We start from the raw sequence: 22,009 nt of genomic DNA, 5'->3' as shown, positions 1-22,009 counted from the left end.
GTCGTTATTCCAAAATTGCTGCGCACTTTTGGGCGACATGCACTACGCCTCCCAGCTCGCCCATTTCTTGCCGATCAGGAAGAACAGCACGTAGATCAGGATGCCGAGGGTCGAGAGGATCAGAACCACCGCGAAGAATTGCGGCATCTGAATCATCGACGAATAGGTGGTCAGCCGGTTGCCGAGGCCGAAGCCGCCGCCGACCATCTCGGCGCCCACCGCGGTCAGCAGCCCGAAGATCGCGCCGATCATTAGGCCAACAAGGATCATCGGCAGCGCCATCGGCGCGCGGATCTTCCAGAATATCTGCAAGGTGCTGGCGCCATAGGAACGCGCCAGCGCGATCTTGGCGCTGTCGACGCGGCGAAAGCCCGTCGCCGCATTGATCATCACCATCGGCCCGGCGGCAAGCGCGACCGCGATGATGCGCGGCGTGTAACCGAAGCCGAAGCGCAGGATAAGAAGCGGCACCAGCGCCAGCATCGGCGTGGTGACCAGGATCAGGATGTAGGGCGCAACGATCTTTTCGGCGAACGGGAATTGAGTGATCACCGCGGCCATCACCAGGCCGATAATGGCGCCGATCGAGAAGCCGGAGACCAGCTCGACCAGCGTGTAGCCGAGATGCGGCGCGATCAGCGGGAACTCGTCGTACAGCGCGTAGGCGATCGCGCTTGGCCCCGGCATGATGTAGTGCGGCACATTGAACAGCCGCAGCGCCAGCTCGATGCCGCCGATGATGACCACCGCGACAGCGATGATGGCAGCGACCTCGGCGCCTGACCTGATGCCGGGCCCGCTGGCAAACGCCGAAAGATTGGTCAGGCTGACGTCGTGACCTTCGCCGGCCTTGGCGCCTGCCTTGGTTTTGGAGAATTCCGGTATGGCGTCGCCTCCGCTCATGGCCTGATCCTCACAATTTCTGCGGTGCCGCGCTCCCGCGCCTTCGGTCGTATGCGTTCGCCGACGATGTCCATCTTGATCGTGTTGGTGAGGTCGAAGACTTCTTTTGTCGCCATGATCTCCAGCGAGCGCGGGCGTGCAAACGGCACGCGATATTCCTGGGCGACGCGCCCCGGCCGCGCGCTCAGCACCACCACCCTGTCGGACAGGAAGATCGCCTCCTCGATGCTGTGGGTGATGAAGACGATGGTGGTTTTGGTGTCGAGCCAGATCTCCTCGACGAGACGGTTCATCTCTTCGCGGGTGAAACTGTCGAGTGCACCGAACGGCTCGTCCATCAAAAGCACCGAGGGCTTCAGCGCCAGCGCCCGCACGATCGCAGCTCGCTGCTGCATGCCGCCCGAGAGCTCGCGCGGAAATTTGCCGCCGAAGCCGTCGAGCCCAACACGATTGACGAGATGGGCGATCCAGGCGCGATCCGGCTTCTCGCCCTTGATCTCGAAGGGAAAATGGATGTTGGCGTCAAGATTGCGCCAGGGCAGCAGGTTTGCCTCCTGGAAGACGATGCCGATATCCGGATGCGGCCCGGTGATCTCTCTGCCGTCGAGCCGGATTGTCCCGCTGGACAGGCGATGCAGGCCGGACATCGACCACAAAAGCGTGGTCTTGCCGCAGCCGGAGGGGCCGACGATCGAGACGATCTCATTGGCGTGAACGTCGAGGCTGCAGCGATCCAGCGCCAGAAGGTCGCCGGAAGCCATATGATAGATCTTGGTCGCGGCCTGCACGCCAAGCTTCGGGGTTTTTGCACTGCCCGCGTTCATGCGCCCCTCGCAGGTTGCGCGATGATCCATTGGGTCATCCGTTCGCAAAAATCAGTCTGTAACTATCCTACTTTACTGTCAAGCGGCGACCGCTGCTCTAGTCAGAGAGATCGTTTGTACCACGGTTACATCATTGTTTGGATTGCTTTTTCTATTTCTTGAAAAGCTTGTTGCTTTCCTACATACTTCGGACACCGGCCGCGTGAGGCGAAGCAGGCAAGCGGTGCGCAAACATGGTACAGGTCGACTTCCACGAACGGCAGGGATGACTCATGACCGAAGCTGACGGCCAGGGGCGGCCGACCTCGGACGCCGACCCGGATGGGCGGGATCCAGATGGGCGCGATCATGTCAGGCGCATCCCCGACATCATTTCGCTGGTCAAGGACTCTTACAGTGAATTGCGCCCGGCTGAGCGGCGCGTCGCCGATGTCGTGCTCGACGACGTCAGGTTCGCGGTCGACGCCTCCAATGCCGTGCTCGCCCAGCGCGCCCAGGTCAGCGAACCCACGGTGACCCGGTTCTGCCGCGCCATCGGCTGCGAGGGCGTGCGCGACTTCAAGCTGAAGCTGGCGCAGAGCCTCGTCGTCGGCGCGCTCTATCTGAGCAAGCCGCCGCCCACCAGCAGCGATAATGGCATGCCGTTCTGGAATGCCGTGTTCGGCGAGGCCCGCCGAGCGCTGCAGGAGGCCGAACGGCAGCTTGATCCGGCGCAGCTGGTGAAGGCCGCCGAGTTCATCGCCAAGGCGCGCCAGGTCACGGTGTTCGGCCTTGGCGGCAGCTCGTCGGCGCTGGCGCAGGAGACCCAGTACCGGCTGTTCCGCTACGGCATCACCGTCAGCGCCCAATGCGATCCGTATCTGATGCGGATGACCGCCTCGACCTTGAAGCCCAGCGATCTGGTGATCGCCATCTCGGCGACTGGACGCACGCGCGAGGTGATCGAGGCCGTCGAGCTCGCCAAACATTACCGCGCCAACGCGATCGGCGTGACCGCGCCCGACACCGACCTTGCCCGCGCCTGCGACGTCAGGCTGACGGTAGCGGTTCCCGAATATCCCGACACGCTGAAGCCGACCGCCTCGCGTTTTGCTTTCCTCGCCGCGATCGACCTGATGGCCGTGGCGGCCGCCTACAAGCTCGACGGCTCGGCCCGCGAAACGGTCCGCCGCATCAAATACAACGCCCAGATCCACAGGACGGGCAAGGAGATGGAACCGCTGGGGGATTGAGGGGCGCGGCTTCTCCTTTTCCCCTTGTTGTGGAGAAGGAAAGACGCGGCGGCGCCGACTTGGAAAGGTAGAAGGACCACAAATGCTCGACATGGCACCATCGAAACAGGCGGCCACCTGGTTTTCCTCCCTCGCCCGGTCGCTCGACGCGGGCGATGCCGAGGCCGCGGTCAATCTGTTCGTCGAGGACTGCTACTGGCGCGACCTGCTGACCTTCACCTGGAACATTAAGACGATGGAAGGCCGTGCGGCGGTCCGCGACATGCTGGAAGCCACGCTGTCGACGACAAAGCCGACAGCCTGGCAGCTTAGTGGCGAGGCGAGCTCCGACGAAGGCATCGTCGAGGCCTGGTTCACCTTCGAGACATCATCGGCGTGGGGCCAAGGCATCATGCGCCTGCAGGACGGCCGATGCCGAACGCTGTTCACGGCGATGAGCGACCTCAAGGGCTTTGAGGAGCGCAAAGGGCCGGCGCGGCCTTTGGGTGTACGCCACAAGGCCGACCCGGACCGCGAGACTTGGGCAGAGGCGAGAGCGCGCGAGGCGCGTGATCTCGGCGCCATTGAGCAGCCCTACTGTCTGGTCATCGGCGGCGGCCAGGGCGGCATCATGCTGGGGGCACGGCTCAGGCAGCTCGGCGTGCCGGCCGTCATCATCGAGAAGAATGCGCGGGCCGGCGATTCCTGGCGCAACCGCTATCGCTCGCTCGTGCTGCACGACCCGGTCTGGTACGACCATCTGCCCTACATCCCGTTTCCGGAAAACTGGCCGGTGTTCACGCCCAAGGACAAGATGGGCGACTGGCTGGAAATGTACACGCGCGTCATGGAGCTCAATTACTGGACCTCTACGAAATGCGTCAGCGCCAGCTATGACGAGGCCGAAAAGGTCTGGACGGTCGAGGTCGATCGCGCCGGCGAGCGCATCACGCTGAAGCCGAAGCACATTGTCTTCGCAACCGGCGCCTATGGCCCACCGAGGCAGATCGACCTCCCCGGCGCCGCGACCTTCCTGGGCGAGATCCTGCACTCCAGCCAGTATTCCAGCGGCGAGAATTTCCGCGGCAGACGCGTCGCGGTCCTCGGCGCGGCAAGTTCGGGGCACGATGTCGCGGTCGACCTCTGGGAAAGTGGTGCTGAGGTCACCATGATCCAGCGCTCGCCGACGACGGTGGTCAAATCAGACACGCTGATGGAGGTCGGGTTCGAGATCTTTTCGGAAAAGGCGCTGGCGCGCGGCATCACCACCGAAAAAGCGGACATGATCGTCGCCTCGACGCCGTTCGCGCTGCTGCCGCAAAGCCAGCGGGCGCTCTACGACATCATCAAGACGCGCGACGCGGCCTTCTACGACCGCTTACGCAACGCCGGCTTCGCCATCGATTTCGGCGACGACGAGACCGGGCTGCTGATGAAGGCCTACCGCACCGGCTCGGGGTATTACATCGACGTCGGCGCTTCCGATCTGATCATCGACGGCGAGATCGGCATCCGCAGCGGCGTCGAGATCAAGTCGCTGACGCCGACAGGCATCCTGTTCGATGACGGCACCGAACTGGCGGCCGATGCGGTCATCTCCTGCACCGGCTATCAATCGATGAACGAGACCGTGGCGGCGGTCGTCTCGCGCCAGGTCGCCGACAAGGTCGGCCCATGCTGGGGGATTGGCTCGGGCGTGAAAGGCGATCCCGGACCATGGCAAGGCGAATTGCGCAACATGTGGAAGCCGACGGCGCAGGAAGCGCTATGGTTCCACGGCGGCAATTTGGCGCTATCGCGCTTCTATTCGAAGTTCGTCGCGCTGCAGATCAAGGCGCGGATGGAAGGAATTCCGACGCCGGTTTATGGGGCGCCGGCGTGAAGCTGCAATCTCCCCCTCAAGGGCCCCTCAAGGGGGAGATGGCCGGCAGGCCAGAGGGGGTGGCCGCGCGTCGAGCGCCAACCTCCATCCGTTGCAGGAAGGCGAGCCCGGTCGAACCGACCCCCTCTGTCGCCTTCGGCGACATCTCCCCCACGAAGGGCCCTTCACGGGGAGATCACCCACGCCCGAAATGCCGGCTCACCACATCGACATGCGTCTCATGCGCATGCGCTTCGAAACGCTCGGTATCGCCGAAATCGTTAGCAGCCTCGTTCGGCCACCAGGTGCCGCCAATCACGATGCCGTCCGAGACCAGCCTTTGCTCGGCGACCAGCGAGGCGCCGACCGCATCGACAAAGGTGAAGCGCCCCGGCCGCAGCCGCAGCACCGCGACGTCGCCGATGGCACCGACCGCCAGCGTGCCAAGCTCGGGCCTTGCGATGGCCTCGGCCGGCCGCTGCGTTGCGGCGCGCAGCACCTCGACGAGCGGCATGCCGAGCGCCAGCAGTTTCGACATGCAGACCAGAATGTCGAAGGCGGGACCGTCGACGCAGTAAAGATGCACGTCGCTGCTGATCACATCCGGCGCCAGCCCCTCGCCGAGCATCGCTTTGGCGACCTCGAAGTCGAATGAGCCCATGCCGTGGCCGATATCGAAGATGACGCCGCGCTCGCGCGCCAGCCGCATGTCGGGCCGAACCGCGCCGGAGGCGAAGATCGGCGCGTTGGGAAACGGCCGGAAGCAGTGGGTGAGGATGTCGTCCTTGCGCAGCCGCGGCAGCACTTCCGAGCGGCCCGGCGGCGGCTCGTCGATATGCGCCATCAGCGGCAGGCCGGCCTGGTCGGCGGCCTCGAGCGCCAGATCGACCGGCGCGATGCCGCTGCTGCCGCCGGCGTGGCGACCCGAGCGGACTTTTACGCCGACGATCACGTCTGCGTGCTCGCGCACCGCCGCCACCGTCTCGCGCGGTTCACAGAGTCGGAGATCGCTGCACTCGCCGACCGAAACGGTCTGCGAGAAGCCGAAAATGCCGGCAAAGGAAATGTTGACATAGGCCAGGATGCGGACCTTCGAGCGCTCGATGACATGGCGGCGAAAGCCGAGGAAGTTGCCGGCGCCAGCACTTCCGGCATCGATGAAGGTGGTGGTGCCGCTTTTTGCGGCGAGGCGGTCGGCATCGACGCCGAGCGAAGTGCCGCCCCAATAGACGTGGCTGTGCAGGTCGATGAGGCCGGGCGCGACGATGGAACCCGTGGCGTCGATGACGCGTGCGGCACGCTCGAACGGAATGTCGGAATCGATCGCGGCGATGCGGCCACCGGCGATGGCCAGATCGCGTTGCGCGTCGAGGCCGGACGCCGGATCGATAAGGCGGCCGCCCTTCAGGAGAAGATCAAATTGCATCGGCGTCCGGCTCCGTTCCCGTTTTCTCGTCAAATCGGTCTGTAGGCGACAGCCTCGACCTCGATCTTGATGTCGATCATCAGCCGTGACTCGACCGTGGTGCGGGCCGGCGGATCCTTTGGGAAATGCCTGGCATAGACGGCATTGAAAGCGCTGAAGTCGCGCGCGTCCTCGAGCCAGACTGTCGTCTTGACCACGTCGTCCATGCTGCAGCCGGCCAGCGCCAGCGCCGCCTTGACGTTCGAAAGCACCTGCTCGGTCTGCTCGGCGATGCCGCCCACAACCACGGTGCCGTCGCTGCCGACCGGCACCTGGCCGGAGACATAGACCATGTCGCCGGCCCGAACCGCCGGCGACAGCGGCACATGGGATGTTCCAAAACACTGCTTGGGCAAGGAATGGCCTCCTGTTCAAAAAAATCGGCGCTTTGCCTTCCGGCAATCGCCGCAGAGTCCGCGCCGTTGGGCTCTTTCGCCGCGCCGGTTTGCCCGTTTCCTGCCGCAAGGTCTACGCCTGTCCGAGCGATTCTCATACAGGCCGTGTTGGAAAGCAACATTTTTTGGAATTCATGTTGCTTTATTACAAGAGCATCAGCATCCTGCGTGGCAGGTGGTTGCGTCAAGACATCCGGCAGGCGAGGATTGAATGGGGGACAAGCGAGGAGCCGCATGATCGATTTCGGTGGTCGCAGCGTGGTCGTGACAGGCGCGGCCGGTGGCGTCGGCAGCGCGCTGGTCGCCGTCCTCTCCGCCTCCGGGGCCCGGGTGGTCGCCTGCGATCGCGAAGGAACCGACCTGACTGGCGCCGGAATAGAAGAAGCGCATCATTTTGACCTGCTCGATGATGGCGCCGTGGCGGCATTTGCCAAGCGCATCGCGGAAAGCGCTGCGCCGGCGGCGGTCATCTCGAACGCCGGCTGGACGCGGGCGGAAACGCTCGCCGATGTCTCGACGACGGCCCTCGATCACGAGATGGACCTGAATTTCCGCAGCGCCGCCCTGCTGTCGCAGGCATTGCTCCCGGTCATGCGCAACCAGCCGCAGGGCGCGGCCTTCGTGTTCATCTCCTCGGTCAACGCACAAGCCCATTTCGGCAATCCCGCCTACGCCGCCGCCAAGGCAGCACTCAACGCCTGGATGCGCGCCATCGCCACCGAGGAAGGCCGCAACGGCATCCGCGCCAACGCCGTCATTCCCGGCTCGATCCGCACCGGAGCCTGGGAGCATCGCCTCGCCCACAAGCCGGAGATCCTCGCAGCCGTCGGCAAGCTCTATCCGCTCGGCAGGCTGGTCGAGCCCGTCGAGGTCGCCCGCGCCGCGGTATTCCTGGCGTCGCCCTTTGCCAGCGGCATTACCGGCACCACCTTGAATGTCGACGCCGGCCTGATGGCCAGCAATCTGCCGTTTCTGGATCTGATCGGCGGTTGAGCGGATCAAGCAGACCCTTCAACCGACCGAAACAGGGGAGCAAAAGTGACCTTCGACAAGAATCCGTTTCCGCCCGGCGACGCCGACCGCCATGCGCTTTGGGAAATGCTGGTGCGGCGCGACATCGAGGCCTTCCTCGGCCAGGACTGGTCGATGGTCGAGGATGATTTCGTGGCCACGAGCTTCTTCGGCATGCACGCCCATTTCCTCAGCGATGCGGACGCATGGCGGCTGCAGTTCCCGACACTCGCCTCCTATCGCGACGAGTGGCTGCGCCAGGCCAAGGAAACCGCCGCGACGACATTTGCCGAACCGTTGCGCGAGGCGCTGTTCCGCATCACCAACATGCGCGATATCGACGTCGACGGCGACCGCGCCGTGCTGCACAAGAAGTTCAACGGCTCGGTCGCCAAGCCCGACGGCGGCGCCGAGAAGCTGAAATGGCAGACCCTCTATTTCTGCACCAAGGTGGAGGGAAGCTGGAAGATATCAGGCTTCGTCGGCTACATGCCGCACCCACTTGGAGGCTAGGGGCCGCGCCATCACGACGATGCCGGAACCTTTTGATGCCAGCGGGACAGCGCCCCCCTCTGTCCTGCCGGACATCTCCCCACATGGGGGGAGATCGGCCGTCATGCCGGCTTTCGCCAATCTCCATCGTCGCAGAAGTGAGCGGGGCGCTGAAGCTGCCAATCTCCCCCCTTCGTGGGCCCTTCGTGGGGGAGATGCCCGGCAGGGCAGAGGGGGGCGCGAAGGATCGCTACAGAACGGCTTTAGTTCTGCCCCCGCTCAGCGGTCGATCCGCGTCGACAGGATGATCGAGGACGATGTCCGCTCGACCCCGTCCATCGCGCCGATCTGGTCGAGGAGCGTGTCGAGATCCCTGATCGACGGCGCGTCGACGATGACGATCATGTCGAAATTGCCGCTCACCGAATGCAGCGTCCGCACCGGCGGCAGCGCCTGCAGGCTGCGCACCACCTTGTCGGCAAGCTTGGGCGTGACGGTGAGCAGGACATGCGCCCGCACCAGTCCCTGTTCATAATCCGGCGCAAGCCTGACGCCATAGCCGGTGATGATGCCGCGCTGTTCCAGTCGCTCGATCCGGCTCTGCACCGTCGTCCGCGACACGCCCAGCAGCCGTCCCAGCTCGGCCGTCGAGGCGCGCGCATTCGCGCGCAGCAGGGAGAGCAGGGCCTGTTCGGCGTTGCTAAGCACTTTCGACGAACCTCATCGGCATTTTGATCAACATGACACTTCGTTTCGCACAATTCCACCCTTCCTTTCGACAGGCAAGCTGCGATTCTGTGCTTCGCAATCAATGTTCGGGCGAGGGAACTGTCATGAAGAAAATCATCGTCGTCGGTGCCGGCAAGATCGGCTCGACCATCGCCGAGATGCTGGCGTCCACGGGCGACTATCAGGTCACCCTCGTCGACCGCTCGGCGGCGCAGCTCGGCGCGGCCGAACTGCCTGAAACGGTCAAGACGCTTGAACTCGACATCGAAGCATCAGGCACGCTCGAAGCGGCTCTGGCCGGCAAGTTCGCCGTGCTCAGCGCCGCACCCTTCCACCTGACCACGCGCATCGCCGAAGCGGCGGCCAGCGCCAGCGTTCACTATCTCGACCTGACCGAGGACGTCGTCGCGACCCGACGCGTCAAGCAATTGGCGCGCTCCGCCAGCAGCGCCTTCATTCCGCAATGCGGGCTGGCGCCGGGCTTCATCTCGATCGTCGCCAACGATCTCGCCAGCCGCTTCGACACCCTGGAAAGCGTGCGCATGCGGGTCGGGGCGCTGCCGCAATACCCGTCGAATGCGCTGAACTACAATCTGACCTGGAGCACCGACGGCGTCATCAACGAATATTGCGAGCCTTGCGAGGCGATCGTCGAGGGCGAGCTGATCGAGGTGCCGCCCTTAGAAGAACGCGAAGAATTCTCGCTCGACGGTGTCACCTACGAGGCGTTCAACACCTCCGGAGGGTTGGGCACGCTGGCCGAAACCCTGAAGGGCAAGGTGCGCACGCTCAACTATCGCACCATCCGCTATCCCGGCCATGCCGCGATCATGAAGGCGTTGCTCAACGATCTCGGCCTGCGCCATCGCCGCGACGTGCTGAAGGATATTTTCGAGAGCGCCCTGCCGGCGACGCTGCAGGACGTGGTCATCGTCTTCGTCACCGTCAGCGGCCGCAAGAACGGCCGCCTGCTGCAGGAGACCTACGCCAACAAGATCTACGCCAAGCGCGTCGGCGAGATGGTGCGCAGCGCCATCCAGATCACCACGGCGTCGGCCATCTGTGCGGTGCTCGACATGCTGGCCGACGGCACCTTGCCGGCGAAGGGCTTCATCAAACAGGAAGACATCGCGCTCGACGCCTTCCTAGCCAACCGCTTCGGCCACGCCTATGCGCAACACGAGATGGTTAGCCGGCTGGCGGGTTAGGTTACCGGCGACGCCTTCGTCATCCTGGGGCGAAGCGACGCGGCGCAGCCCCAGGATGAGATGTAAGGGCGCATCCACGGTGCAGAATTCTGCTCCGTCGCATTCTTCGGCCGCTTCACGACATGGATCCCAGGGTCTTCGCTCCGCTTTGCGTTCGCTACGCCTTGGGATGACGAAGCATAGGGCCGCTCTTATCAACGTCCCTGCCACCTGCATCTAGATATGCAGCGCATGCCCGAGCGCCTTCAGCGCCGCTTCCTGAAAACCCTCACCTTGCGTCGGATGGGCATGGATGGTGCCGGCTATATCCTCCAGCCGCGCGCCCATTTCGAGCGCCAGGCCGAACGCCGTCGACAGTTCCGACACGCCGTGACCGACCGCCTGGATGCCGAGCACCAGATGGTTGTCCGCGCGGGCAACGATCCGGACAAAGCCCTCCTCACCCATCTTCGTCATCGCCCGGCCATTGGCGGCGAAGGGGAATAATCCGACCTTGATTTCGCCGCCGAGCCCCTTTGCCTCCTCCGGCGACAGGCCTGCGGTGACCAGCTCCGGATCGGTGAAGCAGATAGCGGGAATGCAGCGTTTGTCCCAGCCGCGCTTGTGGCCGGCGACGATCTCGGCGACCATTTCGCCTTGCGCCATCGCCCGGTGCGCCAACATCGGCTCGCCGGTGACGTCGCCAACGGCAAAGATGCCGCGCATCGAGGTGCGGCACTGGTCGTCGATGCGGATGAATTTTCCCGCCATGTCGAGGTCGATCTGCTCCAGCCCCCAGTCTTCGACCACCGGCTTGCGCCCGACGGTGACCAGAATCCTGTCGGCAACGATCTTGCCATTCTTGCCGTCCTTCGTCTCGACCAGCAGCGCATCGCCCTTGGTCGACAACCCCTTGGCCTTGGCGCCGACAAGCACCTCGATATCGCGCTCGGCGAGCCGCTTCACCACCGGCCGGGTCAGTTCGGCATCATATTGCGCCAGTACGCGCGGCAAAGCCTCGACCACGGTCACCTTGGCGCCCATCTTGGCCAAGGCGATGCCGAGCTCCAGCCCGATATAGCCGCCGCCGACGACGGCAAGTCTTTCCGGCACTTCGCTCAGCCCCAGCGCTTCGGTCGACGAGATCACCGGTCCACCGAACGGCAGCGACGGCAGCTCGACCGGCGCCGAGCCGGTCGCGATGACCACCGTCTCGGCGCGGACCACCTGCATTCCGGTCTCGGTCTGGACTTCGACGGTCTTGCCGTCACGGAATTTCGCCCAGCCGTGCACGGTCTTGACCCCGGCCTTCTTGAGCAGGCCGGCCACGCCGCTATTCAGCCGGCTAACAATACCATCCTTCCAGGCGATGGTCGTTTCGAGATCAATGGATGCTGTTCCAATCGAAATGCCGAGCGGACTCTTGCCGCCCGCCATATGCGAGATTTTCTCGAACTCCTCGGCCGCATGGATCAGCGCCTTGGACGGAATGCAGCCGACATTGAGACAAGTGCCGCCCGGCTTGCCGAACTCGACGATAACCGTGTCGATGCCAAGCTGGCCGGCGCGGATGGCACAGACATAGCCACCGGGGCCAGCACCGATAACGAGCAGCTTGCAGGAGATTTCCTTCATAGGGTTCCTCTCAAGGCGTCGCAGCGGTGCAAAATTTTTCCTGCCGGAGGGACAGCACCCCCTCTGTCCTGCCGGACTGTCCGGTCGGACAAAGGGGGGTGGAAAGGATCGCTGCCGCTCTCATTTCTTGCACCACCAGCCTCAATCCACAAAAATCAGCGCCGGGGACTCCAGCAGCGCCTTGATCCGTTGAATAAACACCGCGGCGTCCCAGCCGTCGATCACCCGGTGGTCGAAGCTGGAGGACAGGTTCATCATCTTGCGTGGGATGAACTGGGTGCCGTCCCACACCGGCCGCACCATCATTTTGTTGACGCCGAGGATCGCCACTTCCGGATGATTGATCACCGGCGTCGTCGCGACACCGCCCATGGCGCCGAGCGAGGTGATGGTGATGGTCGAACCCGAGAGCTCGTCGCGCGTCGCCGTGCCTGATTTGGCCGCCTCGGCGAGTCTGTTGAGCTCGGCGGCGCAGTCCCAAATGTCGCGCGCCTCGGCGTGTTTGACCACCGGCACCACCAGCCCCGAAGGCGTCTGCGCGGCAATGCCGATATGGACGCCGCCATGCTGGTGGATGATGCCGGCTTCGTCGTCGAACAGCGCGTTGAGGTTGGGCTGGTCGGCGATCGCCCTGACCATCGCCCGCATCAGGAACGGCAGCAGCGTCAGCTTCGGCCTTTCCGCGCCGGTGCGCTTCTCCTTGTTGAGCGCGGCGCGCAAATCCTCGAGTGCGGTAACATCGATCTCCTCGACATAGGTGATGTGCGGAATGCGCGACTTGGCCAGCGTCATCTTCTCGGCAATTTTCCGCCTGAGCCCGATGATTTTTATGTCCTCGATCGTCTCGTTACGGGCGAGGCCGGAGATTTTCGCGATCTGCGGCCCGCGCGCCAGAAACGCCTCGATGTCCTCATGCTGGATACGGCCGGCCGGGCCGCTTCCTGTGACCTGACGCAGATCGATGCCGGCCTCTTTCGCCCTGAGCCGAATGGCCGGCGACGCCAGCGGCTTTTCGCCTTCGAGGCGTGGCGCGCCGGAGACGGCCGCGAGACCCCCACCGACCGCAGTACCCCCAACCCCTCCCCACAAGGGGGAGGCGGATTCCGCCGCCGGTTCATCCTCACGCGCGGAAACTTTTGCGGACGGGCGCGCGACCGATTTGGCATCGGCTTTGGCGGCCGAAGCTCGTCCCCCTCCCCCTTGTGGGAAGGGGCCCGGGGTGGGGGTAGCCTCGGTGGCTTTCGCCTCACCTCCCGACGATTCCGCAGCGGCCTTCACATTGCCTTCGCCGGCCACCTTCAATCTGACGATGGGAGAGCCGATCGCCACCGTGTCGCCGATCTCCGCACCGAGCCAGACGATCTCGCCGTCAACGGGGGAGGGAATCTCGACCGTCGCCTTGTCGGTCATGACAGCGGCAAGCACAGCGTCCTCGCGCACGAGATCGCCGACCTTGACCTGCCATTCGACGAGCTCGGCCTCGGCGACGCCTTCGCCGACATCGGGCAGCTTGATCACATATTCGCCCATTGTCAGGCCTCCATCGTTTCGACGAGCGCGCGGCCGAGCCGGACGGGACCGGGAAAATAGTCCCACTCCTGCGCGTGCGGATAGGGCGTGTCCCAGCCGGCCACCCGCGCCACCGGCGCCTCCAGATGATAGAAGCAGTTCTCCTGCACCAGCGCCGAAAGTTCGGCGCCGAAGCCGGATGTCAGCGTCGCCTCGTGCACGACCACGCAGCGCCCGGTCTTGTTGACCGAGGCGACGATCGTCTCGAGATCGAGCGGCAGCAGCGTTCTCAGATCGATGATCTCGGCATCGATGGCGGTCTCCTCGGCCGCCGCCTGCGCGACATAGACCATGGTGCCGTACGCAAGCACGGTGACAGCCGCCCCCGGTCGCCGGATCACCGCCTTGCCGAGCGGCACCGTATAATGGCCGTCGGCGACCTCGCCGAGCTCATGCTTCGACCACGGCGTCACCGGGCGGTCGTGATGACCGTTGAACGGGCCGTTGTAGAGCCGCTTCGGCTCCAGGAAGATCACCGGGTCGGGATCCTCGATCGCTGCAATCAAAAGGCCCTTGGCGTCATGCGGGTTGGACGGCACGACGACCTTCAGGCCGGAGACGTGGGTGAACAGTGCCTCCGGGCTCTGGCTGTGCGTCTGGCCGCCAAAAATACCGCCGCCGGTCGGCATCCTGACCACGATCGGGCAGGTGAAGTCGCCGTTCGAGCGGTAGCGCAGCCGCGCCGCCTCCGAGACGATCTGGTCATAGGCCGGATAGACATAGTCGGCAAACTGCACCTCGACGCAAGGTTTCAGGCCGTAGGCGGCCATGCCGATGGCCGAGCCGACGATGCCGGATTCGCTGATCGGCGTATCGAAGCATCGGCTTTTGCCGTACTTGGCCTGCAAACCTTGCGTGCAGCGGAAGACGCCGCCGAAGAAGCCGACATCCTCGCCGAACACAATGACGCGTTCGTCGCGCGCCATCGACACGTCCATGGCGTCGCGGATCGCCTCGATCATTGTCCGTCTTGGCATCGTCAGACCCCGGCCTGCTGGCGCTGGCGCCTGAGATGCGGCGGCATCTCGGCATAGACGCCCTCGAACATGTCGCGCGCCGAGGGCTTGCCGCCGGCATGCAGCGTGCCGTGGCGCTCGGCCTCCCTTTGCGCCGCGATCACCGTTTCGAGGATCTCCGCCTCGGCCTGCGTATGGCGCTCGTCCGACCAGACACCGCGCTGGATAAGGTGGTTCTTCAGCCTGACGATCGGATCACCGAGCGGCCAGGCGTCGGATTCGGCTTTCGGCCGGTAGGCGGAGGGATCGTCGGAGCTCGAATGCGCGCCGACACGGTAGGTGACATATTCGACCAGCGTCGGGCCGAGATTTTTCCGCGCGCGCTCGGCCGCCCATTTCGCCACCGCATGGACGGCGAGATAGTCGTTGCCATCGACCCGCAGCGACGGAATGCCGAAGCCGAGACCGCGGGCGGCGAAAGTGCCGGAGCCGCCCCGGGCGATGCCTTGGAAGGTCGAGATCGCCCACTGGTTGTTGACGACGTTGAGCACGACCGGCGCCTTGTAGGTCGAGGCGAACACCAGCGCCGAATGGAAGTCGGACTCGGCCGTCGAACCGTCGCCGATCCAGGCGGCGGCGATCTTCGAATCATTGCTGATCGCCGAAGCCATCGCCCAGCCGACCGCCTGGATATATTGCGTCGCCAGATTGCCGGAGATCGAGAAGAAGCCGTGCTCCTTCGACGAATACATGATCGGCAGTTGCCGCCCCTTCAGCGGGTCGGCCTCGTTCGAATAGATCTGGTTCATCATCGTGACCATCGGGTAGCCGTCGGCGATGAGCAGGCCTGCCTGCCGATAGGTCGGAAAATTCATGTCGCCTGGCGCCAGCGCCTTGCGGAAGGCGCAGCTCACCGCCTCCTCGCCCAGATGCTGCATGTAGAAGGAGGTCTTGCCCTGCCGCTGCGCCATCTGCATGCGCGCATCGAAGCTGCGCAGCGTCATCATGTGGCGCAGTCCTTCCAGCAATTCGTCGTCGGAAAGCAGGCCAGCCCAGGGTCCGACCGCCTCGCCCGCACGGTTGAGCACGCGGATGATCGAGAAGGCCATGTCGCGGATGGTGCGCGGATCGACGTCGATCTCGGGACGCGGCACCGAGCCGGCCTTAGGAATGGTCACATCAGAGAAATCCGGCGTCCCGCCCGGCCGCACCTCGGGTTCCGGCACATGGAAGCGCAACAGTCCCGCATCAGCCATGACCTTCGTCCTCCAATGTTGCCCGGTGCGATCTTTGCACACCGGCAGACCAGTGCCAATTCGTCGGCGGTGCTTCAACCGGGAACGACCACAGAAAGCCGCCTCCCCGATACCGCCAGCCAAGATGCAGATATGTCGCCGAAATTTCTTGTCGATCTTCTGGTGCCGCGCGCAACTAGGCGAATGGTCCGGCCTGATTTGGCGCAAGAGCCGGTATTTTTGGGCTTGCAACGGGTTCCTCGCCCCCATGAAATGGGGGAGAGGTGGCTCGGCAAAGCCGAGACGGAGAGGGGGGAAGGCGCGACCTGAATGATTCAGAGGCTCGCCAGCGTGGTTGCCCCCTCTCCGACCGCTTAACGGCCACCTCTCCCCCGCTTTGCGGGGCGAGGACTGCAAGATCGGCAAACCTCTCGAAATTCCTATACCCGGGGAGATGTCGGCGGGACAGAGAGGGCGCTGTGCTATAGGTGTTTCGGAAGATAGCGGCGTCCTTTTGTTCACCCGGCGCCCGCATTCATGCTAACCAGAGCCCATGGCACAGAAGAAAGGTTATGAGGTCGATTCGTGGCTGGCGCGGCCGGATCCGCGCATCTCGGTCGTCCTTCTCTATGGTCCCGATCGTGGGCTCGTCGCCGAGCGTGCAAAGGCCTTTGCCGGCAAAACCGGCCTGCCGCTCGACGATCCGTTCTCGGTGGTCAGGCTCGACGGTTCGGAAGTAGACCGCGACGAGGGCCGCCTGCTCGACGAGGCGCGCACCGTGCCGATGTTTTCGGACCGGCGCCTGCTCTGGGTGCGCAATGCCTCCGGCCAGAAGGCGCTTGCCGACGACGTCAAGGCGCTGACCGTTGAGCCGCCACGCGACGCCATCATCCTGATCGAGGCCGGCGACCTGAAGAAAGGCGTCGGCCTGCGCGCCATCGTTGAGGCGGCAGACATTGCCATGGCCTTGCCGTGCTACGCCGACGAGGCCCGGGACATCGATACGGTCATCGACGACGAATTGCGCAAGGCCGGCATGTCGATGACGCTGGAGGCCCGTCAGGCGCTGCGCCGTAACCTCGGTGGTGACCGGCTGGCCTCGCGCGGCGAGATCGAAAAGCTGCTGCTTTATGCCCACGGTCAGGCCGAAATCGGCCTCGACGACGTCAAGGCGACATCGGGCGACGTCTCCGGCCTCTCCTTCGACGACGCCGTCGATGCCTTGCTCGAAGGCAAGGTCGGCGACTTCGACATGGCCTTCACCCGCCACTGCCAGTCCGGCGGCCAAGCTTTTCTGGTGCTTTCCTCGGCGATGCGGCAGCTGCAGGCGATCCAGGCGATGCGCGGCCTGATGGACACCGGCGGCCGCAACGCCGCTTCAGTCGTTGCCGCGGCGCGCCCGCCGGTTTTTTTCTCGCGGCGCAAGCTGGTGGAGAAGGCCCTCGATCGCTGGAACAGCGAGGCGCTTGCCCGCGCCTTGACCAGGCTGCAGACGGCGGTCCTGCAGACCCGCCGCCGGCCGGACCTCTCGGTCGCGCTGGCACGGCAGGCGCTGCTCGGCATTGCTGTTGAGAGCGCAAGGCTGGCGCAGAGAGCCTAATCTCCCCCCTTGAGGGGGAGATGTCGCCGAAGGCGACAGGGCAGCGCTTGGAACGCCGACATCTTCTTCGCTTCCGCAAGGCGCCGGCGCTTGATGCTAGGCGATCCCTTCTAGGCCTGCCGGCCATCTCACCCCGCAAGGGGGAGATCAGCAGCCTCGGCGATTTCGCCAATCACCAGCGCTGAAAAATGGAAGGGCTGGCAATCGCCAGGCTTCGTTGTGTTTCCAGGACGAGGATGTCCGCCTAGGCCGTGCTTAATCCTAAGCCAGAAGTTTATTTGCCGGCTAAAAACATGAGTACCTCAAGCACCTACCGCTCCTGCTTCAACCGACGGCAGAGCTCGTCGAGCTGCTCCAGCGTCCGGTAAGCGACGCTGATCACGCCGCCGCGTTCCTTGTGCTCGATCGTGACGATCATGCCGATCGTGCCGGTCATCAGCTTTTCCAGCGCCAGCGTATCGGCATCCTTCTGTGCCGGTGCTGCAGGCTGTCGCTTTACCGTTGGAGCGCCGGCCGGCATCTGCGCCAGCGCTTCGGCCTGGCGCACCGAGAGCCCATCCTCGACGATCCGCTTGGCCAGGCCCGCAGGATCCTGCGCCGTCACCAATGTACGGGCGTGGCCGGCCGACAGCGCGCCATCGACCAGCATGTCGCGAATCACGTCCGGCAGCTTCAGCAGCCTGAGCGTGTTGGCGACGTGGCTGCGGCTCTTGCCGATCACCTGGCCGAGATCGGCCTGGGTGTAGCCGTGATCGTCGATCAGCTGCTGGTAGCCCATCGCCTCCTCGACTGGGTTGAGGTCGGTTCGCTGGACGTTTTCGATGATCGCCAGTTCGAGCGCGGTGCGATCGTTGACATCGCGCACAATGATCGGAATCTCGGTCAGCCCGGCGCGCTGCGCCGCGCGCCAGCGCCGCTCGCCGGCGATGATCTCGTAGCGGCCAGCTTGCGTCGGCGACGGCCGCGCCACCACCGGCTGCACCACGCCATGTTCACGGATCGACTGGGCAAGATCGGTCAGGTCGGCGTCGCCAAAATGCCGGCGCGGATTCTTTGGGTTCGGGCTCAGGAACTCGATCGGCACCTTGCCGTCGGCATTCATGCTCTGCTTTTCCGGCGCTGCCGGACGATCGATTTCGCCGATCAGCGCCGCCAGTCCCCGCCCCAGTCTTTTTCTTGAAAGGTCTTCGCTCATCGTCTGTCCAGATCGTTTCGGTATGGATTCAGCTTCTAGGCGGCGCGCAGTTTGCGCTCGCGGCGGATCACCTCGGAGGCAAGCTGCAGATAGGCCTGGCTGCCGGAGCATTTGAGGTCGTAGAGGATCGCCGGCTTGCCGTAGGACGGCGCCTCGGAGACACGCACATTGCGCGGGATCACGGTTTCATAGACCTTGTCGCCCATATGCGCCCGCACGTCCTGCACCACCTGGTTGGCGAGGTTGTTGCGCCCGTCGAACATGGTTAGCACGATGCCCTGGATCGTCAGCTCGGGATTGATAGAGCGGCGAACCTGCTCGACCGTCTCCAGCAGCTGGCTCAAGCCTTCGAGCGCGAAGAACTCGCATTGCAGCGGCACCAGCACGGAATCGGCTGCCGCCATCGAGTTCAGCGTCAGAAGATTGAGCGACGGCGGGCAATCGATCAGCACATAACCAAAATTGGCCGAGCGCTCCGCCGAGGCGCGTAAGGCGTTGCGCAGCCGCAGTACCCGGTCCGGCGCCGAGGCGATCTCCATCTCGATGCCGAGCAGATCGAGCGTCGACGGCACGATCGACAGGCCCGGCACCGCCGTCGGGATCGCCGCCGCCTCCAGATCGAGCTCGCCGGTCAGCACGTCATAGGAGGAAACGGTGCGGTCGCGCCGGTCGATTCCGAGGCCGGTGCTGGCATTGCCTTGCGGATCGAGATCGACGATCAGCACCCGCTCGCCGATCGCCGCGAGCGCCGTCGCCAGATTGATGGCCGTCGTCGTCTTGCCGACGCCGCCCTTCTGGTTGGCTACGGTGATGATTCGGGGGCCATTCTTCATCATGGGTCTATGCCAGAAATTCATTCCGAGGTCGCCGATCTCAAGTCAGTTGGCGCAAATCAGACAGTTCGAGGATGACGCCATGAGCGTCGGTCGCGCTGGCATGTTCTATCAGATCGAACGACCATCGTTGAGCGCTTTCTGCCACTTCGGCGCGGTAATCCCGGCCTTTGTGGAACAGGCCGCGCGCGCCCGCCGTCAGCCACGGCGCCGACAGCTCGAGCAGGACCGGAAGCGACGCCAGCGCCCTGGCCGTGACGATTTGAGGTGTCGATACAAGCGCATAGGCGTCGTCAATACGCCGCGCGATAATGCGGGCGGGCAGGTTGAATTGGCCGACGACCGCTTGCAGGAACGATGCCTTTTTCCGATTGCTTTCAACCAGATCGATGCTGGCGCCGTCACGCTCGGCGAGCAGAAAGCCAATGACCAAGCCGGGAAAACCGCCGCCCGAGCCGAGATCGACCCAGCGCTTCGCTTCCGGTTTGATTCGCGCAACCTGCGCGCTGTCGAGGATGTGCCGGCGCCAGACATCGTCCTGGGTCGATTGCGCGGCCAGGTTTATTCGGCGGTTCCATTTCTGGAAGACCGTCTCGAAGTCCATCAGGCGGTCGAATGTTTCACGTGAAACCGGGCCGGCAGCCTCTTGCAGGCTCGCCCATGAGGCAGCGCTCACGCAACATTCCTTCGCCCGGCGGCCTCGGCGTTGCGGACATGCGCGACGATGATCGCCAGCGCCGCCGGGGTCATGCCTTCCATGCGTTGCGCATCGGCGATGGAGCGCGGCTGGCGCGCCAGCATCTTCTGCTTCAACTCGTTGGACAGACCCGGAACAGAGGCAAAGTCCAGCGACGCGGGGATCAATCGGCTCTCCTCATGTCTGATTTGTGTGACATCTGCCTGCTGCCGGTCGAGATAGACCGAATATTTCGCCTCCGTTTCGAGGCGTTCGGCCGTCTTGGCGTTGATTGCCGCAAACTCCGGAGCAATTCGGGCCAGCCAGGCGACGTCGACGCCCGGATAGGCCAGCAACTCATAAGCGGAGCGGCGCACACCGTCCCTGTTGATCTCGAGCCCATGACGCGCCGCCTCGTTGGGGGTCATGGTCGTGCCAAGCGCAACCTTGCGCGCCTTTTCAAGGTCCTGCACGACATCGCTAAACCGATGCATCCGTTGCCGCGAGGCGATGCCGAGCTTCGTGGCTAGCGGCGTCAGCCGCTCATCGGCGTTGTCGGCCCGCAGCGACAGCCGGAACTCGGCCCGTGAGGTGAACATGCGGTAGGGTTCGGCGATGCCGCGGCTGGTCAAATCGTCCACCATCACCCCAATATAGGCCTCGGTTCGGCTGAGCACGATCTGATCGCTCGTCGATGCCTGCCGCGCGGCGTTGAGGCCAGCGAGCAGCCCCTGCGCGCCGGCCTCCTCGTAGCCGGTCGTGCCGTTGATCTGCCCGGCCAGGAAAAGGCCACCAATTAGCTTTGTTTCCAGCGTCGGCTTGAGCTCGCGCGGATCGACATGGTCATACTCGATGGCATAGCCGGGCTGCAGCATGGTGGTACGCTCAAGGCCGGGAATGGTCTTCAGAATGTCGAGCTGCACGTGCTCGGGCAGCGAGGTGGAAATGCCGTTCGGGTAGACGGTGTCGTCGTCCAGCCCTTCCGGCTCGAGGAAAATCTGGTGGCCCTCGCGGTCGCCGAACTTGACGATCTTATCCTCGATGGACGGGCAGTAACGCGGCCCTACGCCTTCGATTGAGCCGGAATACATGGCGGAACGGCTCAGATTGGCGCGGATCAGCTCATGCGTCGCCGCAGTCGTGCGCGTGATGCCGCAATGGATCTGCGGGTTGTCGATGCGGTCCGTCATCAGCGAGAACGGCACCGGATGCTCATCCGCCGCCTGGCTCTCCAGCGACGCCCAATCGATGGTTCTACCATCCAGCCGCGGCGGCGTGCCGGTCTTCAGCCGCCCTAGCTTGAAGCCCGCGCGCGCCATGGTGGCGGACAGGCCGAGGCTGGCCTGTTCGTTCATGCGGCCGGCGACGATCTTCTTCTCACCGATATGGATCAGCCCGCGCAGAAAGGTGCCGGTGGTCACCACCACGGCGCCACAGGCAAGCCTGCGACCACCCGTCAGCAGCGCGGCTGCGATGCGCCCATTGTCGATGTCGAAATCCAGAACCTCGCCCTCGACCACATCGAGACCGGCCTGCTCGCGAATCGCCGCCTGCATGGCGAGCCGATACAGTTTTCTGTCCGCCTGCGTCCGCGGCCCGCGAACCGCCGGTCCCTTACGACGATTGAGCAAGCGGAACTGGATGCCGGCCGCATCGGCGACGCGCCCCATCAATCCGTCCATGGCGTCGATCTCGCGAACCAGATGCCCCTTGCCGAGCCCACCGATCGCCGGATTGCAGGACATGACGCCGGTCGTCTCGAAGCGCAGCGTCACCAAAGCCGTTTTCGCGCCGGCGCGCGCGGCAGCGCTGGCCGCCTCGCAACCAGCATGGCCGCCGCCCACCACAACCACATCAAAGCGATCGGTCATTTCAGAATCCCGAATTCAAGTCGACCGACACATGTCGCCGACAGCCTGCGCTGTCAAGGACGCTCGACGAATCGTTTCACGTGAAACAATGCAACTGCTGCGCTGGCACTGCGGTCTTGGCGGGCGGCGACCAGTCCATCGCGGAGTATCGCGAACCTTCGGAGATTGGCCAAGGTATCCCCCTTCGTCATCCTAGGGCGGAGCAGGGGCGAAGCGACGTCGCGGAGACTCTGGGATCCATGCCCTTACCTGACGGCCGTGCACCGGGACCCGAACAGACTGCCCGGCAGCGGCGTTGCGAATGCAACCGACATTTCCAAGCCGCCGCATTCTTCGGCTGGCGTTACGGCATGGATCCTAG

At 64.3% G+C, this 22,009-nt stretch carries 19 protein-coding genes; 6 read left to right on the top strand and 13 right to left on the bottom strand.

Going from position 1 to position 22,009, the window contains the following annotated elements; all coding sequences use genetic code 11:
* Nucleotides 1–42: 42 nt before the first annotated feature.
* Together ACWUKX_RS20920 and ACWUKX_RS20915 are read right to left on the bottom strand one after the other, a co-directional pair.
* Nucleotides 43–903, bottom strand: coding sequence for an ABC transporter permease (locus ACWUKX_RS20920; RefSeq protein ID WP_065006517.1), 861 nt, complete (start codon nucleotides 901–903; stop codon nucleotides 43–45).
* Complete coding sequence (locus tag ACWUKX_RS20915) at nucleotides 900–1,727, bottom strand: ABC transporter ATP-binding protein (RefSeq protein ID WP_455848888.1); 828 nt, start codon at nucleotides 1,725–1,727, stop codon at nucleotides 900–902. Before ACWUKX_RS20915 ends, ACWUKX_RS20920 begins: the two co-directional genes overlap by 4 nt.
* A 272-nt stretch (nucleotides 1,728–1,999) precedes the next feature.
* On the opposite strand from ACWUKX_RS20915, the gene ACWUKX_RS20910 reads away from it, so the two are divergent.
* Together ACWUKX_RS20910 and ACWUKX_RS20905 are read left to right on the top strand one after the other, a co-directional pair.
* On the top strand, nucleotides 2,000–2,959 hold the full coding sequence (locus tag ACWUKX_RS20910) for a MurR/RpiR family transcriptional regulator (protein WP_456008730.1): 960 nt from the start codon (nucleotides 2,000–2,002) through the stop codon (nucleotides 2,957–2,959).
* Nucleotides 2,960–3,041: 82 nt separating this feature from the next.
* On the top strand, nucleotides 3,042–4,820 hold the full coding sequence (locus ACWUKX_RS20905; protein ID WP_456008729.1) for an NAD(P)-binding domain-containing protein: 1,779 nt from the start codon (nucleotides 3,042–3,044) through the stop codon (nucleotides 4,818–4,820).
* 175 nt (nucleotides 4,821–4,995) lie between these two features.
* Here the strand turns inward: ACWUKX_RS20905 and ACWUKX_RS20900 are convergent, their stop codons facing one another.
* Together ACWUKX_RS20900 and ACWUKX_RS20895 are read right to left on the bottom strand one after the other, a co-directional pair.
* The gene (locus ACWUKX_RS20900; RefSeq protein ID WP_456008728.1) at nucleotides 4,996–6,225 is read right to left on the bottom strand and encodes an amidohydrolase/deacetylase family metallohydrolase; all 1,230 of its coding nucleotides are present in this window, start codon (nucleotides 6,223–6,225) and stop codon (nucleotides 4,996–4,998) included.
* 29 nt (nucleotides 6,226–6,254) lie between these two features.
* On the bottom strand, nucleotides 6,255–6,557 hold the full coding sequence (locus ACWUKX_RS20895; protein WP_245497241.1) for a RidA family protein: 303 nt from the start codon (nucleotides 6,555–6,557) through the stop codon (nucleotides 6,255–6,257).
* A 336-nt stretch (nucleotides 6,558–6,893) separates the two neighbouring features.
* Here ACWUKX_RS20895 and ACWUKX_RS20890 point away from each other — a divergent pair, with 336 nt between their 5' ends.
* Both ACWUKX_RS20890 and ACWUKX_RS20885 read left to right on the top strand, forming a co-directional pair.
* Nucleotides 6,894–7,652, top strand: coding sequence for an SDR family NAD(P)-dependent oxidoreductase (locus ACWUKX_RS20890; protein WP_456008727.1), 759 nt, complete (start codon nucleotides 6,894–6,896; stop codon nucleotides 7,650–7,652).
* A gap of 45 nt (nucleotides 7,653–7,697) precedes the next feature.
* Nucleotides 7,698–8,183 carry a hypothetical protein gene (locus tag ACWUKX_RS20885; RefSeq protein ID WP_456008726.1) on the top strand — a complete coding sequence of 162 codons (486 nt, stop codon included), beginning with the start codon at nucleotides 7,698–7,700 and terminating at the stop codon, nucleotides 8,181–8,183.
* Between the two features lie 258 nt (nucleotides 8,184–8,441).
* Here the strand turns inward: ACWUKX_RS20885 and ACWUKX_RS20880 are convergent, their stop codons facing one another.
* Entirely contained in the window at nucleotides 8,442–8,870 is a 429-nt protein-coding gene (locus tag ACWUKX_RS20880; RefSeq protein WP_456008725.1) for an Lrp/AsnC family transcriptional regulator, read from the bottom strand.
* Nucleotides 8,871–8,995: 125 nt separating this feature from the next.
* Between ACWUKX_RS20880 and ACWUKX_RS20875 the strand changes: the two genes are divergently transcribed.
* Nucleotides 8,996–10,099: a saccharopine dehydrogenase C-terminal domain-containing protein gene (locus ACWUKX_RS20875; protein WP_456008724.1), complete on the top strand. Its 1,104-nt coding sequence runs from the start codon at nucleotides 8,996–8,998 to the stop codon at nucleotides 10,097–10,099.
* 216 nt (nucleotides 10,100–10,315) lie between these two features.
* Here ACWUKX_RS20875 and lpdA read toward each other — a convergent pair whose 3' ends face one another.
* The 4 genes from lpdA to ACWUKX_RS20855 all read right to left on the bottom strand — a co-directional run bounded on the left by lpdA (nucleotide 10,316) and on the right by ACWUKX_RS20855 (nucleotide 15,494).
* On the bottom strand, nucleotides 10,316–11,713 hold the full coding sequence (gene lpdA / locus ACWUKX_RS20870) for a dihydrolipoyl dehydrogenase (protein WP_456008723.1): 1,398 nt from the start codon (nucleotides 11,711–11,713) through the stop codon (nucleotides 10,316–10,318).
* A gap of 141 nt (nucleotides 11,714–11,854) precedes the next feature.
* On the bottom strand, nucleotides 11,855–13,243 hold the full coding sequence (locus tag ACWUKX_RS20865; RefSeq protein WP_456008722.1) for a dihydrolipoamide acetyltransferase family protein: 1,389 nt from the start codon (nucleotides 13,241–13,243) through the stop codon (nucleotides 11,855–11,857).
* 2 nt (nucleotides 13,244–13,245) lie between these two features.
* Nucleotides 13,246–14,259 (bottom strand): alpha-ketoacid dehydrogenase subunit beta, encoded by a 1,014-nt coding sequence (locus tag ACWUKX_RS20860; RefSeq protein ID WP_456008721.1) that lies wholly within the window; start codon nucleotides 14,257–14,259, stop codon nucleotides 13,246–13,248.
* A 2-nt stretch (nucleotides 14,260–14,261) separates the two neighbouring features.
* Nucleotides 14,262–15,494: a 3-methyl-2-oxobutanoate dehydrogenase (2-methylpropanoyl-transferring) subunit alpha gene (locus ACWUKX_RS20855; RefSeq protein WP_127314033.1), complete on the bottom strand. Its 1,233-nt coding sequence runs from the start codon at nucleotides 15,492–15,494 to the stop codon at nucleotides 14,262–14,264.
* Between the two features lie 532 nt (nucleotides 15,495–16,026).
* Here ACWUKX_RS20855 and holA point away from each other — a divergent pair.
* Entirely contained in the window at nucleotides 16,027–17,073 is a 1,047-nt protein-coding gene (gene holA, locus ACWUKX_RS20850) for a DNA polymerase III subunit delta (protein ID WP_456008720.1), read from the top strand.
* A gap of 310 nt (nucleotides 17,074–17,383) precedes the next feature.
* On the opposite strand, the gene ACWUKX_RS20845 is transcribed toward holA, so the two are convergent.
* From ACWUKX_RS20845 to mnmG, 4 genes are read right to left on the bottom strand one after another with little or no spacing between them, the layout of a single operon-like run.
* Nucleotides 17,384–18,268, bottom strand: coding sequence for a ParB/RepB/Spo0J family partition protein (locus ACWUKX_RS20845; protein ID WP_456008719.1), 885 nt, complete (start codon nucleotides 18,266–18,268; stop codon nucleotides 17,384–17,386).
* Between the two features lie 35 nt (nucleotides 18,269–18,303).
* Nucleotides 18,304–19,104 (bottom strand): ParA family protein, encoded by an 801-nt coding sequence (locus tag ACWUKX_RS20840; RefSeq protein ID WP_084646769.1) that lies wholly within the window; start codon nucleotides 19,102–19,104, stop codon nucleotides 18,304–18,306.
* Nucleotides 19,105–19,141: 37 nt separating this feature from the next.
* Nucleotides 19,142–19,777: a 16S rRNA (guanine(527)-N(7))-methyltransferase RsmG gene (rsmG, locus tag ACWUKX_RS20835; protein ID WP_456008718.1), complete on the bottom strand. Its 636-nt coding sequence runs from the start codon at nucleotides 19,775–19,777 to the stop codon at nucleotides 19,142–19,144.
* Nucleotides 19,774–21,648, bottom strand: coding sequence for a tRNA uridine-5-carboxymethylaminomethyl(34) synthesis enzyme MnmG (gene mnmG / locus ACWUKX_RS20830; RefSeq protein ID WP_456008717.1), 1,875 nt, complete (start codon nucleotides 21,646–21,648; stop codon nucleotides 19,774–19,776). The genes rsmG and mnmG overlap by 4 nt, the downstream gene beginning before the upstream one ends.
* Nucleotides 21,649–22,009 lie beyond the last annotated feature (361 nt).

It is taken from the genome of Mesorhizobium sp. f-mel, from assembly GCF_053850215.1.
This window is presented reverse-complemented; position numbering and strand designations above follow the sequence as displayed.

Coding starts and splice junctions, on each gene's coding strand:
- ACWUKX_RS20920 (WP_065006517.1), bottom strand. CDS start 903: ATGAGCGGAGGCGACGCCATACCGGAATTCTCCAAAACCAAGGCAGGC.
- ACWUKX_RS20915 (WP_455848888.1), bottom strand. CDS start 1,727: ATGAACGCGGGCAGTGCAAAAACCCCGAAGCTTGGCGTGCAGGCCGCG.
- ACWUKX_RS20910 (WP_456008730.1), top strand. CDS start 2,000: ATGACCGAAGCTGACGGCCAGGGGCGGCCGACCTCGGACGCCGACCCG.
- ACWUKX_RS20905 (WP_456008729.1), top strand. CDS start 3,042: ATGCTCGACATGGCACCATCGAAACAGGCGGCCACCTGGTTTTCCTCC.
- ACWUKX_RS20900 (WP_456008728.1), bottom strand. CDS start 6,225: ATGCAATTTGATCTTCTCCTGAAGGGCGGCCGCCTTATCGATCCGGCG.
- ACWUKX_RS20895 (WP_245497241.1), bottom strand. CDS start 6,557: ATGGTCTATGTCTCCGGCCAGGTGCCGGTCGGCAGCGACGGCACCGTG.
- ACWUKX_RS20890 (WP_456008727.1), top strand. CDS start 6,894: ATGATCGATTTCGGTGGTCGCAGCGTGGTCGTGACAGGCGCGGCCGGT.
- ACWUKX_RS20875 (WP_456008724.1), top strand. CDS start 8,996: ATGAAGAAAATCATCGTCGTCGGTGCCGGCAAGATCGGCTCGACCATC.
- lpdA (WP_456008723.1), bottom strand. CDS start 11,713: ATGAAGGAAATCTCCTGCAAGCTGCTCGTTATCGGTGCTGGCCCCGGT.
- ACWUKX_RS20865 (WP_456008722.1), bottom strand. CDS start 13,243: ATGGGCGAATATGTGATCAAGCTGCCCGATGTCGGCGAAGGCGTCGCC.
- ACWUKX_RS20860 (WP_456008721.1), bottom strand. CDS start 14,259: ATGCCAAGACGGACAATGATCGAGGCGATCCGCGACGCCATGGACGTG.
- ACWUKX_RS20855 (WP_127314033.1), bottom strand. CDS start 15,494: ATGGCTGATGCGGGACTGTTGCGCTTCCATGTGCCGGAACCCGAGGTG.
- holA (WP_456008720.1), top strand. CDS start 16,027: ATGGCACAGAAGAAAGGTTATGAGGTCGATTCGTGGCTGGCGCGGCCG.
- ACWUKX_RS20845 (WP_456008719.1), bottom strand. CDS start 18,268: ATGAGCGAAGACCTTTCAAGAAAAAGACTGGGGCGGGGACTGGCGGCG.
- ACWUKX_RS20840 (WP_084646769.1), bottom strand. CDS start 19,104: ATGATGAAGAATGGCCCCCGAATCATCACCGTAGCCAACCAGAAGGGC.
- mnmG (WP_456008717.1), bottom strand. CDS start 21,648: ATGACCGATCGCTTTGATGTGGTTGTGGTGGGCGGCGGCCATGCTGGT.